Genomic DNA, 16,264 nt, shown 5'->3' on the forward strand with positions numbered 1-16,264 from the left:
TTCGGACCACGGCGTATCCGGGGAAGGAGCGCAGATCGACAGGCGCGGCATGTGCGCGCGGTATATCGAATTTTCCTGTCGGCCTCCCTGCCGTCACCGATCTGTTTACCAATAGTTTAGAATAGTTTTAAGTTGCATTTTCTGATCCAGACCATAATTTTTTCTAATGACAAATCTCACGATCCGGCAGCTCAGATATTTCGAGGCGTTGGCCAGGCATGGTCACTTTGGCCATGCGGCGGATGCCTGCGCCGTGACGCAGCCCGCGCTCTCGGTGCAGATCAAGGAGCTTGAGCAATCGCTGGGCACGCAACTGTTCGAGCGGGGCGCGCGGCAGGTGCGCCTTACTGGGTTTGGCGAGGAGTTTGCCCTGCGGGTGCAGGATATCCTGCGGCGCGTGGACGAACTGGGCGACATGGCCCGCGCATCGCATGAGAAGATGGTCGGGCGGTTGCGCCTGGGGGTGATCCCGACGATTGCGCCGTACCTCCTGCCGCGCGTCATTGCCAACCTGTCGCGCAGCAACGAGGGGCTGGACGTGCATGTGCGCGAAACCCTGACGACGCGACTGGTGCAGGAACTGACCGAGGGGCGGCTGGACGCCGCCATCGTGGCGCTGCCGATTTCCGATCCCGCCTTCACCGAGGTGACACTCTTTACCGAGAAGATGGTGCTGGTCCGGTCAGACCAAGATGCCGGGAAACCGGTGCCCGACAAGGACGCGCTGCGCGAAATGCGCCTGCTGCTGTTGGAGGAGGGCCATTGTTTCCGTGACCAGGCGCTTTCATACTGCAACATTCCCGCCGCCCTGCCGCAGGACGGGCTGGATGGAAGTTCGCTCTCGACTCTGGTGCAGATGGTCGGCGCCGGGATCGGCGTGACGCTGATCCCGGAAATGGCGGTTCCCGTGGAAACACGTTCGGCGGCTGTCTGTGTCGGCCATTTTCGGGATCCGCAGCCTTCCCGCACCGTCGGCATGATCTGGCGCAGAACCAGCCCGCTGGCCGATCATTTGCAGCGGGTGGCGGAAATCGTCCAGCAATCGGCACACGATCTGCGGGCCGGCGAAAACGCCTGACGCCGCCCGGCGATCCCGGGCGGGTTTCGATGCAGCTTTGGAAATTGCCCTGACCGGAGAGGGTGGATGCTAGAAACCGCGCAGGGTTTTCAGTTTGTGCCCAACCTCCACCACGGCTTCCAGCGCGGGGATCAGTTCGGCACCCAGCGGGGTCAACTGATATTCGACCGATGGCGGCGTTGTCGGCATCACGTTCCGCAGGATGACGCCGCGCTGTTCCAGTTCGCGCAGCCGGGTGGACAGTACCTTTGAGGTGACCGGCGGAATATCGGCCTTGAGCTCGCTGTAGCGGCGCGGCCCCGCGCGGAGACACCAGATGACATTCGGGGCCCAGGCGCCGGCGATGATCGACATGCATTCCGTCAGCATGCACGGCTCCGGCGGGCTGGGGCTTTGGTTCTTGCGCATTTTCAGCGGCATGGCGGGATACCTTGTTTCCAGCGGGAAATCTGAAAAGTTAGTATCTAACAGAAACCATATTGTCAACGGAAACACACAGGCGCAGGTAAGAGGCACTGATTGAAAGGAGACACCAAATGCACCTGTTTTACAAACCCGGCGCCTGTTCGATGGCTGCGCACATCATCCTGAACGAGGTTGACGTCGCCCACACCGTTGAAAAAGTCGACACCGAGAAGGGCGTAACAGAAACCGGCCTTACCTACGCGGAGGTGAATCCGCGCGGCTATGTCCCTGCCTTGCGTCTTGAAGGCGGAGAAGTCATTACCGAAAACGCGGCGGTATTACAGTATCTGGGCGACCAATTCGGTGAACATTTGCTGGTGCCGGCTGCCGGTACGATCGATCGCGTGCGCCTTCAGGAAACGCTCAGTTTCTTGTCTGCAGAGCTGCACAACGCCTTCGGTCCGTTCTTCTCGGGCAAGGATATGTCCGAGGGTCAAAAGCAAGCGGCGACCGACAAGGTAAAACGCAAGATCGCCCAGTTCGGGGCCATGCTGCCCCAGGAAACACCGTTTGTTTTGGGGGACCGTTTCACCGTTGCGGATGCATATGCCTTTGTCATCCTCAACTGGGCCAATTTCACCGGCATATCGCTGGCATCCTGGCCCCGGCTGGAGGCCTACATGGCGCGGATCGGTGCGCGACCCGCCGTGCAGAAGACGCTGAAACAGGAAGGTTTGGCCGCATGACCGACCGATTTGCTGAAATCCGCCCCGTGCTGCAGACCTATTTCGACGCGCTTTACACTTGCGACGTTACCCTCCTGGCACAGGTTTTCCATCCACGGGCGGTCTATGCCACCGCGGATGAAACGCCACCGCTGATCCGTTCGATGGAGGAATATTTCCCGGTTGTCGAAAAACGGATCTCGCCGATGTCCCGCAACGAAGCGCGCCGGGATGTGATCGACAGTATCGACCTGGCCGGGGACAACACCGCCATGGCACGGGTGCGGTGTCGCATCAACGCCCATGATTTCACCGATTTCCTGACCTTGATCCGCGAGGACGGTCAGTGGCGGATCATGTCCAAGGTTTTCGCGATGACAGAACGAAAGGAGGCCCGGTAATGCCGTATGTGAATATCCAGATCACCCGTGAAGGCGTCACGCCCGACCAGAAGGCCCGCCTGATCAAGGGGGCCACCGATCTGCTGGTCGATGTGCTGAACAAGACGCCGGCGACGACCTTTGTGGTAATCGAGGAGGTCGAGATGGAAAGCTGGGGCATCGGTGGACTGCCGGTCGAAGAGTACCGGCGTTTGCAGCCGCCCGGGTCGTAATCCGGGCCGGGCGCCCGCCGTTCCTTCACACTGACTGAACCAGGAAAAGACAAACCCCCGTGGCCGGGCCTCGGGGGTCATCAAATTTTCAGTGCTGATCAAGCTGCGCCGGGTGCTTAGAGCAACCCTTCACGCTGGGCTTTCTTCCGTGCCAGTTTACGGGCACGGCGGATCGCTTCAGCTTTTTCGCGCGCTTTTTTCTCGGACGGTTTCTCGAAATGTTGCTTGAGCTTCATTTCGCGGAAAACGCCTTCGCGTTGCAGCTTTTTCTTCAGGGCACGAAGCGCCTGATCGACATTGTTGTCGCGAACACTAACCTGCATGTGGTGTCACCACCTTCCTAAGTTAAAGTTGCAAGAGATTGCAGGAAGTGGCCGTATAGCAAAGCGCTTTTGTTTTGTCTAGGGTGGCGCAAACCGCAGGAGAACATGATGTCCGACCCTGAAATAAAGGCGAAACTGCTGCAGGCGGCCAAGAATCACGTGCCCTTCGATGGCTGGGGTGAGGCGACGTTTCGCGCCGCCATCGAAGATACGGGCGTCGAACCAGGGCTGGCCCGTGCGGTGTTTCCGCGCGGTGGCGTCGGTCTGGCGCTGGCCTATCACGAGGCCGGTGACATCGACATGCTGGCGGCGATCGAGGCCGCCGATCTGACCGAGATGAAATTCCGCGATCGGATCGCCTTTGCCGTACGCGCACGGCTGGACGCGGTCGAGGACAAGGAACTGGTGCGCCGGGGCATGGCACTGTTTGCGCTGCCGCTCTATGCCGCCGACGGGGCACATGCGGTCTGGAAAACCTGTGACCGGATCTGGGTGGCCCTGGGGGACACCTCGAATGACATCAACTGGTACACCAAGCGGATGACGCTTTCGGGTGTCTACAGCGCCACGGTGCTTTACTGGCTGGGCGATGACAGCCCCGGCCATCAGGCCACGACAGAGTTTCTGGACCGGCGTATCGAGGACGTCATGCAGTTTGAGAAATTCAAGGCGCAGATGCGTGAGAACAAGCTGATGAACAGCGTGATGGCAGGCCCGCTTGCATTCCTTGGCCGGATCAGGGCACCGCAGGGCGGACAACACACAGGAATGCCGGGCCGCTGGAACGGGCCGCAATAACAAGGAGCAGGGCCATGAGCCAGACAATGAACGCTGTGGAAATCACCCAACCCGGCGGGCCGGAAGTGTTGAAGCTGACCGACCGCCCGGTGCCAACGCCGGGCGTGGGCGAGGTAGTGATCAAGCTGGCCTATGCCGGTGTGAACCGCCCCGATGCCCTGCAACGAGCAGGCCTCTACGCGCCGCCCCCCACCGCCAGCGATTTGCCAGGGCTTGAGGGCGCCGGGGAAATCGTGGCGGTCGGCGACGGCGCAGGCGACTGGAAACTTGGCGATCAGGTCTGCGCGCTTCTGCCCGGTGGCGGTTATGCTGAATATGTCTCGACCCCCGCCGCGCATTGTCTGCCGGTGCCCGCGGGACTGTCGCTGGACAAGGCCGCCTGCCTGCCCGAGACCTTCTTTACCGTCTGGTCCAATGTCTTCATGCGCGGCGGGTTGCGTGCCGGTGAGCGGTTCCTGGTCCACGGCGGGTCGAGCGGCATCGGCACCACCGCGATCCAGTTGGCCCATGCCTTTGGCGCGCGGGTTTTTACCACCGCCGGATCCGAGGAAAAATGCGCGGTCTGCCGCGATCTTGGCGCCGAACAGGCAATCAACTATCGCGAAGGCGATTTCGCCGAGGTGCTGCGCGCCGAGGGCGGTGCCAACCTGATCCTTGACATGGTGGGCGGCGAGTATCTGCCGCGCAACGTGAAATGCCTGGCCGACGAGGGGCGGCTGGTCCAGATCGCGTTTCTGCAGGGGCCGAAGATCGAGTTGAACTTTGCCCAGGTGATGATGCGCCGCCTGACGATCACCGGCAGCACCCTGCGCCCGCAGAGCGACCTGGCCAAGGCACAGATCGCCGAGGCGTTGCGGGCCCATGTCTGGCCGTTGCTCGAGGCCGGCAGGGTTGCCCCGGTGATGGACAGCGAATTTGCTTTGGCCGATGCGGCACAGGCCCATGCCCGCATGGAAAGCAGCGGCCATATCGGCAAGATCGTTCTGAAGGTCGCGTGACCAGATGCAATTCGCCATCCTCGTCCTTGTGCTTGTCAGCATCGGCCTCAGCGCCGTGGCGATTGCGCGCCATCAGCCGCTGGACTGGCGTTTCGCGGTGCCCGAGACCGTGGCCTCCGACGCCGCCCCGATTTTCGAGACCATATTCGACTACACCGCCCCCGCCGGGCAGGCACATGCGCCGGGCATCGTTCTGAACGGCGAACAGGTCTCGATCGTCTGGTTCGAAGGGTCCGAAGAGGCGCAGGCGGATGTCGATATCCATGCGGCGCATTTCTCACGCGCCGACGGTGCATGGCAGGCGTCCGCCCCCGCGCCCTATGCAACGCGCACCGCATTGGGCGCGGCGTTCGAGCCGCGGCAACTGGTCGTGACCCTGGGCAACACGATCCAGAACGAGGCGGCGGAAAACGCGCTTTATGCCACCGTTGTTTCGGTCGGGGGGTGGGCGATGGCCTCGGTCGCGGATGTGCGCATGGGCGCGGATGGGCCTGTTTCGGCGCGCAAACTGAACCTCTCGCCGCTGCTCAATCGTTCGCACCTGGTGAAATCGCCGATGGTCGCCTATGCCGATGGCAGCCACGCGCTGCCCGCCTATTTCGAGATGGGCAGCGCCTATGCCGTGCTGGCGCGGCTGGATGACAAGGGCCGCGTCGTCGACCAGCGCCGGATGCCGGCAAGAGGCGTCAAGGCGATCCAGCCGATGATCGTGCCGCTGGACCAGGCCCGCGCGGTTGCCTTCCTGCGCGATTTCGATCCCAGCTGGAAGCTCTGGATCAGCCGCACCAGCGACGGTGGCAAAACGTGGTCCGAGGTCACCGCCACCGACATTCCCAATTCCAGTGCGCCGGTTGCTGCCCTGTCCCTGGGCGGGGATCGGATATTGGCGGTGATGAACGACGATGCCGAACGCCGGCACGAACTGCGCCTGTCACTGTCCGAGGATGGCGGCACCAGCTGGCGGATGATCCACCGTTTGCAGGACGATGCGGGCGATGCTCGCTACCCGATGCTGCGGCGGCTTCCGTCGGGCGAGATCCTGCTGGCCTATTCGCACGGCACCAAGCGCGGCATCCGCGCCCATGTCATGAATGACGCCTGGATCACGGCACAATGATCGGCGCGCTCACGTATGCCTCGGTGGCAATTCTGCTGGGATGGGTGGTCTATGCCCTGGCGGGCCTGTTCACGACCGTTCCGGTGGCGCTGATTGCCGGTGGCGTGGCCGGCCTGCTGAGTGTTCTGGTGTTCCGCGACACGATCGCAATCCGCGGATTTGTCGCCCTTCTGGGTCCCATCGGGATTGTTCTGCCGCTGCTTGCGCTGCGTCACGCAGCCGCCGGGGCCGGGGTGGCGGTGGCACCCTTCGGCACCGCCGAGCTGCTGGTCTTTGTGCTGCTTTACATGGGGTTCATCGCCGCTTCGATCGGGGTGCTGCCGGTCGACCTATACCGCCATGGCTATGCGCCGCTACCCGTGGCGGTGATGGTGCTGGCGCTCTGCGCCTATGGCGCGCTCAGCGGAAACCTGTTTATCCCCTTCCTCGCGGTGTCGGGGCAGGCGCTGTGGGTCATGGGCTGGGGCAGCAGCAACTGGTTCGACCATGTCACGCACGCGCTGCTTGTGCCGGTCATCTTCGTCGTGCTGATCCTGCGGCTGTTTTGAGGCCCTAGATGATGTCCAGTGACACCTTCACACGGTCCATGACCACCGAGGAGGTGAAGCGGCTGACATTCGACTGATCGAAGAAATACTGCTGGGTGAATTCCTCGTATTCGGCGATGTTCCGGACCACGACGACAAGGATGAAATCCGCCTCGCCGGTGGTGTAGTAGCATTGCTGCACCGCGGGTGCATCGCGCATCGTGCGCTTGAATGCGTCCAGATACATTCGGTTCTCGCGCTCCAGCACGACCTGCACGATCACGGTCATGTCACGGCCCAGCTCGCCCGGCGACAGAACGGCAATTTCCCGTTCGATCACGCCCGTATCGCGCAGCTTCTTCAGGCGTTTCTGCACGGCGGGCGGCGACAGGCCGACCTCGGCGCTCAGGGCGTCCGCGGTCAGCCGCGCGTTTGATTGAACCAGTTGCAGGATCTGAAGGTCTTTGTCATCCATGATCCGATAAAAATCGCACGGGCCGCGATTTGCAACGTTTTTCGGCGTCTCAGGCCGCTTCCGCCTCCTGCATGATCCGGGCAAAGATCTCCGGGTCGGTGACGCCCTCGGACCCGATCAGCAGCACGCGCGACCCTGCATCCAGGCCCAGCTTGTCAGACAGCGCCGCATCCTTGCGCGCGGCAATCAGCGCGGCCAGCCCGGCAACGGCGCTTTCCCCGGCGTCGACCGCCGGATCGCCATCCAGCGGGCGCGCCAGAAGGCGCACGCTTGGCCCCACCAGGCTGTCGGGGATGGTCACGAAATCGCCGGCCTCTTCCACCAGGATTTCCCAGGCCAGTTCCGACGGCTCCCCGCAGGACAGCCCGGCCATGATGGTTTCGGCGTCGATGGAGACTGTCGTTGCCTTGCCGGTCCGGGCGCTTTCGAACAGGCAGGCCGCCAGTTCCGGTTCGACGATCACCGCCCGGGGCGCGGCATCGCCCCAGAACTGCCGCAGCGCCGCAGCCACACCTGCGGCCAGTCCGCCCACGCCGCCCTGCAGGAATACATGGGTCGGCGCCTGCGGCAGAGCCTCGCATATTTCCTGCACCATCACGCCATACCCCGCCATCACGTCGCGCGGTGGCTGCGCATAGCCGGGCCACGAGGTGTCGGAGACCACGAACCTGCCGTTCGACTGTGCCTCGTCCTTGGCCAGCCGGACGGAATCGTCGTAATCGCCGTCGATCCGGATCACCTCGGCGCCCAGCTCTTGCATGGCCGCCGCGCGGCCCTCGCTGACCTCGGCATGGATGTAGATCCGGCAGGGCGCGCCGAAACGCTGACAGCCCCAGGCCAGCGACCGGCCGTGATTGCCATCGGTGGCTGAAACCAGCGTGATCTGCGCCACCTCCTTCGCATAGGTGCGGTTGCGGATATCGGCCAGGCTGACCTGTTGACCGGTTCGGCGGGCCACCTCACGCTGCAGCACGCGCTGCGCCGCATAGGACCCCCCAAGCGCCTTGAAGCTGCCCAGGCCAAAGCGCGGCCCCTCGTGTTTGTAGTCAATTTCGGCCACGCCGATCCGGGCGGCCAGATGGGAAAGCGAAATGAGGGGCGTCGGGGCGTAACCCTCCCACGCGGTGATCTCGGCGCGGGCGGTGGCGAAGTCATCCGCGCTCAGAACCCGCAGCGCGGCATCGCCGGTCTTGCGGTTGGCGGCGACATGCTGCAGGCGGGCAGGGGGCAGAAGATCTGTCATGGTCTATCCAGTCTTTTGGGGAAGGCGGTCCCGCACGAGGGCCGCCCAGAAGGCGGCGCCAATGGGCAGGAGCGCATCGTTGAAATCATAGTCCGAAGCGTGCAGGGGCTGGCCGTGGGGACCATCCGTACCATTGCCCAGCAACAGGAAACAGCCCGGGACCGCGGCGCTGAAATGGGCGAAATCCTCGGAAAAGCTCATCGGTGGCCGGTCTGGGATCGTGTCATGGCCCAGGGCACGGGCAACACGTATCACGGCCTCGGTGGGGCCGTCGGCGTTGATCGCCTCGATGAACTCGGTATTGAATGTCAGGCTCATGCGCACGCCGTGGGCCGCGGCCACGCCATCGACGATCTGGCGCATGAACCGGGCGACGGCGTCGCGATCTTCGGGCACGCGAGCGCGCACGTCGCCTCTCAGCACCGCCCGGCCGGGCAGGACGTTGCGCGCCCCGTCGGTCACGAATTCGGTGACCGAAACAACCACGCCGCAGCCCGGCGCCATCTTGCGCGAAACGATGGTTTGCAAGGCGCCCACCAGTTCGGCCCCGACGGTGATCGCATCCACGCCCACTTGCGGCATCGAGGCATGGCCGCCCCGGCCGGTAATCTCGATCTCGAAAAGGCTCTCGCTGGCGCAAATCTGCCCCACGCGGGTTGAAACCTGCCCCACCTGCGCAGCGGGCAGGTTGTGAATGCCGTAGACCTCGTCGATCGGGAACCGCTCCAGCACGCCTTCGTCGATCATCGCCCGCGCGCCCAGCCCATGTTCTTCATTGGGCTGGAACAGGAACACCACCGTACCGTCGAAGCCAGGTTCCCTGCTCAGCAACTCTGCCGCGCCCAGTAACATCGTCGTATGCCCGTCATGGCCACAGGCGTGCATCACCCCGGGGTTTTCAGACACGTAATCATGCGTGCTGGTCTCATGGATGGGCAGCGCATCCATGTCGGCCCTGAGCCCGATCGCCCGGTTGCCGCCGCCGGCGCGCAACACCCCCACCACGCCCGCGCCCTCATGCACCTCCAACCCGAGCCCGTGAAGATGCTCGGCCACTTTCGCCTTGGTGCGCATTTCATCGAAGCCCAGCTCAGGGTCGCGGTGAAATGCCCGGCGCAATTCCGTCAGCCTTTGGTGAAACGCATCCATGCGACTTCCTCGGTTACCGTTTGCGTCAGGATAGTGCACCAACAGCAGGGCAGGTCGTCAAATACCGCACCGATCAAGAGAAAACTGAATCGCATGACGGCAGAAAACGATTAATTTCCGCCCATCCCGGAATCCCTGGGCCCGGACCTCGGCCACAGCGACCTGCGCGATCGCGCCCCGGCGGCATGCCCGCACCCAGGCGCCTCTGACACGCGCGACCAACCCGCGTAGCTGCGAAATATGTCCCGACCCCAACCGTGGCGACTGGTCCAAGCCATCTTGACCAGCCCCCGTTTCCCAGACATATCCCCATCCATGACAGACCTCGCTCATATCCGCAATTTCTCGATCGTGGCCCATATCGACCACGGGAAATCAACGCTGGCCGACCGGCTCATCCAATCCACCAACACGGTGGCCGAGCGGGACATGAAGGAACAGCTGCTTGACGCGATGGATATCGAGCGCGAACGCGGCATCACCATCAAGGCCAACACCGTGCGCATCGACTATCTGGCCGATGATGGCGAGAAATACGTGCTCAACCTGATCGACACGCCGGGCCATGTCGATTTCGCCTACGAGGTCAGCCGCTCCATGCGCGCGGTCGAGGGCTCGCTGCTGGTCGTGGACAGCACCCAGGGGGTCGAGGCGCAGACGCTGGCCAATGTCTACCAGGCGATCGACGCCGACCACGAGATCGTGCCGGTCCTGAACAAGATCGACCTGCCCGCCAGCGATTGCGACCGCGTGGCCGAACAGATCGAGGACGTGATCGGCATCGACGCCACCGGCGCCATCCAGGTCAGCGCCAAGACGGGTATCGGCATCCACGAAACGCTCGAGGCCATCGTCCGGCAGCTGCCCGCGCCCAAGGGCGACCGTGACGCGCCGCTCAAGGCAATGCTGGTCGACAGCTGGTACGATGCCTATCTGGGCGTGATCGTGCTGGTGCGGATCATGGACGGCGTGCTGAAAAAGGGCGACCGGGTCAAGATGATGTCGAACGGCTCGGTGCATCACGTCGACCGGATCGGCGTCTTCAAACCGGCCCGCACCGACGTGGCCGAGCTTGGCCCCGGCGAGATCGGGTTCCTGACCGCCAGCATCAAGCAGGTCCGCGATACCCGCGTGGGCGACACGATCACCCATGAGAAACGCGGCGCGGACAAGGCGCTGCCGGGCTTCAAACCCTCGCAGCCGGTGGTGTTCTGCGGCCTCTTCCCGGTCGATTCAGCCGAGTTCGAGGATCTGCGCGACGCGATCGACAAGCTTGCCCTCAACGACGCCAGCTTCTCCTATGAAATGGAGACCTCGGCCGCGCTCGGTTTCGGCTTCCGCTGCGGCTTCCTCGGGCTCTTGCACCTTGAGGTGATCCGCGACCGGATCGAGCGGGAATATGATATCGAGCTCATCACCACCGCGCCCAGCGTCGTCTACCACGTCTACATGCGCGACGGCACCATGACCGAGCTGCACAACCCCGCCGACATGCCCGACCTCACCCATGTCGACCACCTGGAGGAGCCGCGGATCAAGGCCACGATCCTGGTGCCCGATGACTACCTGGGTGACGTCCTGAAACTCTGCCAGGACCGGCGCGGCATCCAGGAGGACCTGACCTATGCGGGCTCGCGCGCGATGGTGGTCTATGACCTGCCGCTCAACGAGGTGGTGTTCGATTTCTACGACCGGCTGAAATCGGTCACCAAGGGCTACGCGTCGTTCGACTATCAATTGACCGGCTATCGCCAGGACAACCTGGTCAAGATGTCGGTGCTGGTGAACGAGGAGCCGGTCGATGCGCTGTCGATGATGGTGCACCGCGACCGGGCCGAGATGCGCGGCCGCGCGATGGTCGAAAAGCTCAAGGACCTGATCCCGCGCCACATGTTCAAGATCCCGATCCAGGCGGCCATCGGCGGCAAGGTCATCGCCCGCGAGACGCTCTCGGCCATGCGCAAGGACGTGACCGCCAAGTGCTACGGCGGCGACGCCACGCGGAAGAAGAAACTGCTGGAAAAGCAGAAGGCCGGCAAGAAGAAGATGCGCCAGTTCGGGAAGGTGGATATTCCTCAGGAGGCGTTCATTTCGGCACTGAAGATGGACAGCTAAGCTGGCCATTTTTAGGGTGCGTGCGGGAAAGCGATTGGCAAAGTCAATTGCGGCCGCACCCGGTTAAGTTGATTTGGGTTGCGGTTAAAGATGGAGGGGTTAGTCATGGATGATCAAAAATATATTGACGATCAGACGGCGCGAATAATTTCGACTAGAGAGAAGTTTCCGCTTCAGCCAATCATATTTGCAGGCTCAGGTTTAAGCCGACGCTGGATTAATTCACCCAGTTGGTACGAGCTACTAGAGTGGGCAGTGAATAATTGCCCTGAAATAGACAAACCTATCCAGTTTTTTGTGCAACAGGAAGACGGCCTCCCTGAGGTAGCTCAAAGAATATCTCAAGACTATCAGAAGTGGGCTTGGGGTGAAGGGAAAAGCCAATTTCCACAAATTCTTTTTGAAGCTAAGGTTCCCTCCGAGATTTACCTGAAATACGCGATTGCTCAGCATATTAAGGGATATGGCACAGACGTTGCCGACAACTATGTTGGTGAAGCAGAAGCTTTTTCGGCGATACGGCCTCACGCGGTAGTCACCACTAACTATGATGGCCTGCTAGAAGCGAGTTTACCCGGGTATCAACCTATTCTCGGCACCGGCCTGATTTCCGCTCCTTTTGCGAACATCGGTGAAATTTACAAAATTCACGGTACGGTCGAAAAACCGAGTTCGTTGGTTTTAACGAGCAAAGATTATTCGAACTTTGGCTCAAAGCGAAAGTACCTAACCGCAAAACTTCTGACGTTTTTTGCTGAGCATCCCATTGTGTTTGTTGGCTATAGCGTCGAGGATTCAAACATTCGAAGAATTCTTGAAGACTTAGACGAGGCCGTCGACATTAAAGGTGGAGTGATACCAAATATTTTCTTCCTAACGCGCCCAAGCGGTGGCCAGCCTGGTGTGGAGCGAGTGTTGCAGGTTTCATCAGATAAGGGAGTGCGTGTTAACTCTATCGAAGCGACCGATTTTGAGTGGGTATTTAAAGCTTTTGGACACAATGCACCACTATCCAACGTGAATCCTCAAATTCTGCGTTCATTACTGGCGAGGTCTTATCAGCTGGTTCGCTCCGACATACCAAGGCAAAAATTTGAAGTTGATTTCGAGCTGATCTCTGGAAAAGTTGAGACTAAGGAAGATTTTGCCAAAGTGTTCGGGATAGGCACCTTACAACCTGTGACACGATTTTCTGCTGAGTACCCATACAATCTAACTGAAGTTGGTAAGAAGCTTGGTTTTGATGGATGGCATAAAGCCAACGCGCTGCTGGCCAAAGTGAAAGAGGAAACTGGCGTCGACTTGAAAGCGACAGATAATCGCTACCATGGAACGGTGAGAATAAGTAAGAAATCTAGAGCGCAAATGTACTCTAAGTCCTGTGTAGAATTGTTGTCTCGGGTACGGGATGGTAAAGAATACACGTTAGATATGGAAAATTAACAAGCGTAGGGTACGTGCTCGCACGCACCATTCCTCGATACCTCCGCATTGGTGCGTGAAATCACGCCCGGGGCTGTGCCAGAACCGGCGCTCACCCGATGCAAATCCCGCTTTCGGTGTTGTTGCCGCTCACCTCGTTCGGCAGGGTGCCGGTGACGTTCACGGTGATCTCGAACCCGCAATCGGGGTTGAAGCAGCCAGCGGGGATCGGGAAGGGGCCGGTGACGGCAAAGCTGCCGCCGGGCATCGGGGCGGTGGGCAGGGTGACGACCGCGCCTGTCTCGAACCTGACCCGCGTCTGCGTGACCTGAAGCGCGTCGATATTCGACTGGTTGCGCACCCGCACCGAAAGCCCCTGGCTGTCGCGGATGCAGAACCCGCCGGGCCCCTGCGACCCGGCGGCCCGCGCGGGCACCAGATCGACCCGTTCGGCGGTATCTTTCGGTTCGCACCCGGCCAGCAGGGTCAGTGTCAGCGCGGCAACGCCCGTTGAAAGCAGATGTGACATTTGCATAATCAATCTCCTGAAAAGGGGGCAAGAATGCTCAACCTATAGCAGATTTTGTCGCTTTTTGCATGGGCGGCGCCGGCGGACGGTCTGGCGGGCGGGCTGAAATCCCGCGGGTTCGGCAAACACCCGCCCGCTTCGGCCATGCTGGCCGCGTAGCGCTATGCGGATCACGCCGCTGTGCTATCATGGCGCGTAACATAACGGGAGGATACATCCATGAAACGACTTTTCCTGACCCTTTCCTTCTGCCTTGCCGCAGGTCCGGGGATGGCCGGGCAATGCCCCGCCGACATGGCCGAGATCGACGCCGCGCTGGCGGCGGGCACGTCCCTGTCCGAGGCCGACCTGGCCGAGGTCAATGCCCTGCGCGCCGAGGGTGAAAGCCTGCACGAAAGCGGCGATCACGCGGCCTCGGTCGAGACATTGGCCAAGGCCAAGGAAATGCTTGGTCTGTAATACCCCGCGGCGGACGGTCAGAATACCCCGTCGCCGCCCTTTTCTTCCTCGATCGCCTTGTCGGTCATGACCACGCCCGCCGCCCCAACGGCGGCGGCGCCCACGACAGCGGGCGCGCAGCCCGTGATGGCAAGGCTGCCGGTCAGCAGCGCCAGCGCGATCCAGTATTTCGGTGTCATCTCAGCTCTCCTCAACACAGTTGTCTTTGCGGGGTCCGGGCCCGACCCGTTCCGCCGATCAGGATGGGGCAACGGCCTTAGAACAGGCCTTCGTCACCGTCTTTTTCGGCCACTTCATCGGCGACAACGACCGCTGCGGCGCCCGCACCGGCGATGACCACCGGGGCGCAGCCCGTCAGGGCGGTGGTGCCCGCAATCAAACCCAGAATGACCCAGAATTTCGTATTCAAGGCAGCTCTCCTCGTTCTTTTGTTTCCGTCACCCGGTGAATGATCCTGTGTCCCGGGCGCTTGTCATGACCCGTCGTCTCAGCCTGTCGGGGCGCCGGGTGCCTTTCCTTAGCACATTCCACGCGCCAGCCGAAGCAGGATTTGGCATGGTTCAGGGTGTTTTCGGGGGCAGCCCTCGACCTTGGTTTGCGGCGCCCCTGATGGCCACAATTGTGCCACATTTCGCGGCACCTGCCGCGAAACCGCCCCGCACCGCGGAAAGAATTTGACGGGAGTTTTGCGCGTTATCAGTTTTAAGTATTTGATAGTGTGAGGAATTAATAAGCGAGCGGAGTGATGGAATTTCCCTGGCGGAAACAAACAGTTTCTAAAAAATCAGTTCATTTTGCCGCATTTTGGTCACAAACTACCTTGGCTGTAAACTTACTGGTATGGGAAACGTAAAGAGTATGAATGTTGATTATGTATCAGTCGCGCAGAAGCGCCGGCTGGAGGCACTCGAAAACCTCAAACACCGCCAACAGGCCTTACCCGGATTGGCCTTGGCCAAAATGGCGCCACACCCTGAAGACGTGAACATCACGCCTTGCCGCGAGCGGATCGTCTATCAGTTGACCGTCGGCTGAAAAACGCTGCGAATCGTCAGGTGTTTTGACGCAGGGTTCAAGGTCTGCGTTGGCTTCGGGCCGGCACAAAGGCCCCTGATCTGGTGAACAGCGCGCGCAAAGCCTGCTTTTCGACCTCTGGTTTCGGCCAAAATCCACCACTCACGTAACAGTGCCGAAACATTTTGGAAAAATCACTTATCCACAGGAATTTCCCAAGCTAATCCAATAACTTATCCCCAAGAAATTTCATCGGTGGATCAAATTTTCCTTGCGCGGCAGCCGCCTTGGAGTGAACCTTGGTTCATCGCAACGGTTTTCACAAATCAGCGCGATACGCGACGGCCCCTCGGGGCCTTGGCGGCGGGATGCGGGCCTTCGGGTTATCGCCCTGTTGCCGGGGTTCAAGGGCGATCGGGCGGGTTTTCGAACCCTTCGGGGATTGGGGATGCACCTGGTTGGCCTGGGTCTTAGCACGCTGTTCCTGTCTTCGGGCAAAGCGCAGCGCGGCCAATCCGCGCCTCCGGGCACGGTGCGGCATTGCGGAACCATGCCTTGGGGCGTGGGGAGGCACCGCCGATCTTTGTTTTCGAACAGGGTGAGGCAGTGGTGGGCCTTCGGGTTCATCGCAGCACGGGCAACCGCCTTTCGGGGCTGGTTTGTTCGGGTAGGCGTCAGGGTGTGGCTTCGGCCACAATGCGAAGACCGCGTCTGAGCACCTGGCGCCTTATCCGATTCCGGCAAAGCGTTACCCGGATCGCCCTGTAACCAGAGAGCACTCAACGAAAACGGGGTCCGCCTGCCACTGGCAAACCGGACCCCGCCGTCAGTTGATGCGACCGCGTCTATGCACCTGTGATCCGAGGCTTACATGCAGTTGGGGTGCAGATCAACTATATGTCGCGGCGCAGTGTAAAAACTCCGCAACATCAGCGCGACCCGTCTACTGATTGTGGCGGCAAGGGCACAATTTAACCTGTACCTGATCCACATCAAGGCGATTCGGCGGCGTGTCGGGCAGTAACAACCTGACATTCATGTCCGCGATAATCCCATGAGGTTCACCATGTTCCGACTTGCCCTGGTACTGCATCTCTTCATCGGGTCCACCCTGGCCGGTATGGGCGTAATCGCCGCACTGGTGATCGGTCACGACAGCTGGGTCGCCCTGTTGTCGGTCGCCGCATTGGGGTTTCTGGCGGGGTTTCCCGTCAGTTGGCAGATTGCACGCCGGCTTTGGCAAGGGTGATGTTGCGCAGATAGAACGGCTGACG

Annotated in this window: 21 protein-coding genes; 13 read left to right on the forward strand and 8 right to left on the reverse strand. The window is 61.1% G+C overall.

The genetic code is table 11. The annotated features are described in order from the left end of the window. Positions 1 to 166: 166 nt before the first annotated feature. Positions 167 to 1,078, forward strand: a complete 912-nt coding sequence (locus AAFO92_RS03700) for a LysR substrate-binding domain-containing protein (RefSeq protein WP_347533296.1) — start codon at positions 167 to 169, stop codon at positions 1,076 to 1,078. Between the two features lie 69 nt (positions 1,079 to 1,147). Here AAFO92_RS03700 and AAFO92_RS03705 read toward each other — a convergent pair whose 3' ends face one another. Continuing rightward, positions 1,148 to 1,498, reverse strand: coding sequence for a helix-turn-helix domain-containing protein (locus tag AAFO92_RS03705; RefSeq protein WP_347533297.1), 351 nt, complete (start codon positions 1,496 to 1,498; stop codon positions 1,148 to 1,150). A gap of 116 nt (positions 1,499 to 1,614) precedes the next feature. On the opposite strand from AAFO92_RS03705, the gene AAFO92_RS03710 reads away from it, so the two are divergent. From AAFO92_RS03710 to AAFO92_RS03720, 3 genes are read left to right on the forward strand one after another with little or no spacing between them, the layout of a single operon-like run. Further along, positions 1,615 to 2,229: a glutathione binding-like protein gene (locus AAFO92_RS03710; RefSeq protein ID WP_347533298.1), complete on the forward strand. Its 615-nt coding sequence runs from the start codon at positions 1,615 to 1,617 to the stop codon at positions 2,227 to 2,229. After that, entirely contained in the window at positions 2,226 to 2,609 is a 384-nt protein-coding gene (locus AAFO92_RS03715; RefSeq protein WP_347533299.1) for a nuclear transport factor 2 family protein, read from the forward strand. The genes AAFO92_RS03710 and AAFO92_RS03715 overlap by 4 nt, the downstream gene beginning before the upstream one ends. Continuing rightward, the gene (locus AAFO92_RS03720) at positions 2,609 to 2,821 is read left to right on the forward strand and encodes a 4-oxalocrotonate tautomerase family protein (RefSeq protein WP_347533300.1); all 213 of its coding nucleotides are present in this window, start codon (positions 2,609 to 2,611) and stop codon (positions 2,819 to 2,821) included. The genes AAFO92_RS03715 and AAFO92_RS03720 overlap by 1 nt, the downstream gene beginning before the upstream one ends. A 116-nt stretch (positions 2,822 to 2,937) precedes the next feature. Here AAFO92_RS03720 and rpsU read toward each other — a convergent pair whose 3' ends face one another. Beyond that, entirely contained in the window at positions 2,938 to 3,144 is a 207-nt protein-coding gene (rpsU, locus tag AAFO92_RS03725) for a 30S ribosomal protein S21 (protein WP_005614280.1), read from the reverse strand. Between the two features lie 108 nt (positions 3,145 to 3,252). Between rpsU and AAFO92_RS03730 the strand changes: the two genes are divergently transcribed. From AAFO92_RS03730 to AAFO92_RS03745, 4 genes are read left to right on the forward strand one after another with little or no spacing between them, the layout of a single operon-like run. Then, positions 3,253 to 3,942 carry a COQ9 family protein gene (locus tag AAFO92_RS03730; RefSeq protein ID WP_347533301.1) on the forward strand — a complete coding sequence of 230 codons (690 nt, stop codon included), beginning with the start codon at positions 3,253 to 3,255 and terminating at the stop codon, positions 3,940 to 3,942. Positions 3,943 to 3,956: 14 nt separating this feature from the next. Next, a complete protein-coding gene (locus tag AAFO92_RS03735) occupies positions 3,957 to 4,940 on the forward strand; it encodes an NAD(P)H-quinone oxidoreductase (protein ID WP_347533302.1) in 984 nt (327 codons plus the stop codon). A gap of 4 nt (positions 4,941 to 4,944) precedes the next feature. Further along, the gene (locus AAFO92_RS03740) at positions 4,945 to 6,057 is read left to right on the forward strand and encodes an exo-alpha-sialidase (RefSeq protein ID WP_347533303.1); all 1,113 of its coding nucleotides are present in this window, start codon (positions 4,945 to 4,947) and stop codon (positions 6,055 to 6,057) included. Further along, a complete protein-coding gene (locus AAFO92_RS03745) occupies positions 6,054 to 6,605 on the forward strand; it encodes a hypothetical protein (protein WP_347533304.1) in 552 nt (183 codons plus the stop codon). The genes AAFO92_RS03740 and AAFO92_RS03745 overlap by 4 nt, the downstream gene beginning before the upstream one ends. Positions 6,606 to 6,609: 4 nt before the next feature. Here the strand turns inward: AAFO92_RS03745 and AAFO92_RS03750 are convergent, their stop codons facing one another. Genes AAFO92_RS03750 through AAFO92_RS03760 form a run of 3 tightly spaced genes read right to left on the reverse strand, consistent with a single transcriptional unit; the run spans position 6,610 to position 9,451 of the window. Next, positions 6,610 to 7,059 (reverse strand): Lrp/AsnC family transcriptional regulator, encoded by a 450-nt coding sequence (locus tag AAFO92_RS03750; RefSeq protein WP_347533305.1) that lies wholly within the window; start codon positions 7,057 to 7,059, stop codon positions 6,610 to 6,612. A 49-nt stretch (positions 7,060 to 7,108) separates the two neighbouring features. Then, the gene (locus AAFO92_RS03755) at positions 7,109 to 8,302 is read right to left on the reverse strand and encodes a diaminopropionate ammonia-lyase (RefSeq protein WP_347533306.1); all 1,194 of its coding nucleotides are present in this window, start codon (positions 8,300 to 8,302) and stop codon (positions 7,109 to 7,111) included. Positions 8,303 to 8,305: 3 nt separating this feature from the next. Then, complete coding sequence (locus AAFO92_RS03760) at positions 8,306 to 9,451, reverse strand: amidohydrolase (protein ID WP_347533307.1); 1,146 nt, start codon at positions 9,449 to 9,451, stop codon at positions 8,306 to 8,308. Between the two features lie 315 nt (positions 9,452 to 9,766). On the opposite strand from AAFO92_RS03760, the gene lepA reads away from it, so the two are divergent. After that, the gene (lepA, locus tag AAFO92_RS03765; RefSeq protein ID WP_347533308.1) at positions 9,767 to 11,566 is read left to right on the forward strand and encodes a translation elongation factor 4; all 1,800 of its coding nucleotides are present in this window, start codon (positions 9,767 to 9,769) and stop codon (positions 11,564 to 11,566) included. A gap of 105 nt (positions 11,567 to 11,671) precedes the next feature. Further along, positions 11,672 to 13,009 carry an SIR2 family protein gene (locus tag AAFO92_RS03770; protein WP_347533309.1) on the forward strand — a complete coding sequence of 446 codons (1,338 nt, stop codon included), beginning with the start codon at positions 11,672 to 11,674 and terminating at the stop codon, positions 13,007 to 13,009. Between the two features lie 91 nt (positions 13,010 to 13,100). Here AAFO92_RS03770 and AAFO92_RS03775 read toward each other — a convergent pair whose 3' ends face one another. Then, positions 13,101 to 13,517, reverse strand: coding sequence for a hypothetical protein (locus tag AAFO92_RS03775; protein ID WP_347533310.1), 417 nt, complete (start codon positions 13,515 to 13,517; stop codon positions 13,101 to 13,103). A gap of 219 nt (positions 13,518 to 13,736) precedes the next feature. Here AAFO92_RS03775 and AAFO92_RS03780 point away from each other — a divergent pair, with 219 nt between their 5' ends. Continuing rightward, positions 13,737 to 13,976, forward strand: coding sequence for a hypothetical protein (locus AAFO92_RS03780; protein WP_347533311.1), 240 nt, complete (start codon positions 13,737 to 13,739; stop codon positions 13,974 to 13,976). Between the two features lie 17 nt (positions 13,977 to 13,993). On the opposite strand, the gene AAFO92_RS03785 is transcribed toward AAFO92_RS03780, so the two are convergent. Beyond that, positions 13,994 to 14,155: a hypothetical protein gene (locus AAFO92_RS03785; protein ID WP_347533312.1), complete on the reverse strand. Its 162-nt coding sequence runs from the start codon at positions 14,153 to 14,155 to the stop codon at positions 13,994 to 13,996. A gap of 77 nt (positions 14,156 to 14,232) precedes the next feature. Next, a complete protein-coding gene (locus AAFO92_RS03790; RefSeq protein ID WP_347533313.1) occupies positions 14,233 to 14,385 on the reverse strand; it encodes a hypothetical protein in 153 nt (50 codons plus the stop codon). 449 nt (positions 14,386 to 14,834) lie between these two features. Between AAFO92_RS03790 and AAFO92_RS03795 the strand changes: the two genes are divergently transcribed. Both AAFO92_RS03795 and AAFO92_RS03800 read left to right on the forward strand, forming a co-directional pair. After that, complete coding sequence (locus AAFO92_RS03795; protein ID WP_347533314.1) at positions 14,835 to 15,011, forward strand: hypothetical protein; 177 nt, start codon at positions 14,835 to 14,837, stop codon at positions 15,009 to 15,011. A gap of 1,045 nt (positions 15,012 to 16,056) precedes the next feature. Further along, complete coding sequence (locus AAFO92_RS03800; RefSeq protein ID WP_347533315.1) at positions 16,057 to 16,239, forward strand: CTP synthetase; 183 nt, start codon at positions 16,057 to 16,059, stop codon at positions 16,237 to 16,239. Positions 16,240 to 16,264 lie beyond the last annotated feature (25 nt).

The organism is Roseovarius sp. CAU 1744 (assembly GCF_039839345.1).
Taxonomy (GTDB): Bacteria; Pseudomonadota; Alphaproteobacteria; order Rhodobacterales; family Rhodobacteraceae; genus Roseovarius.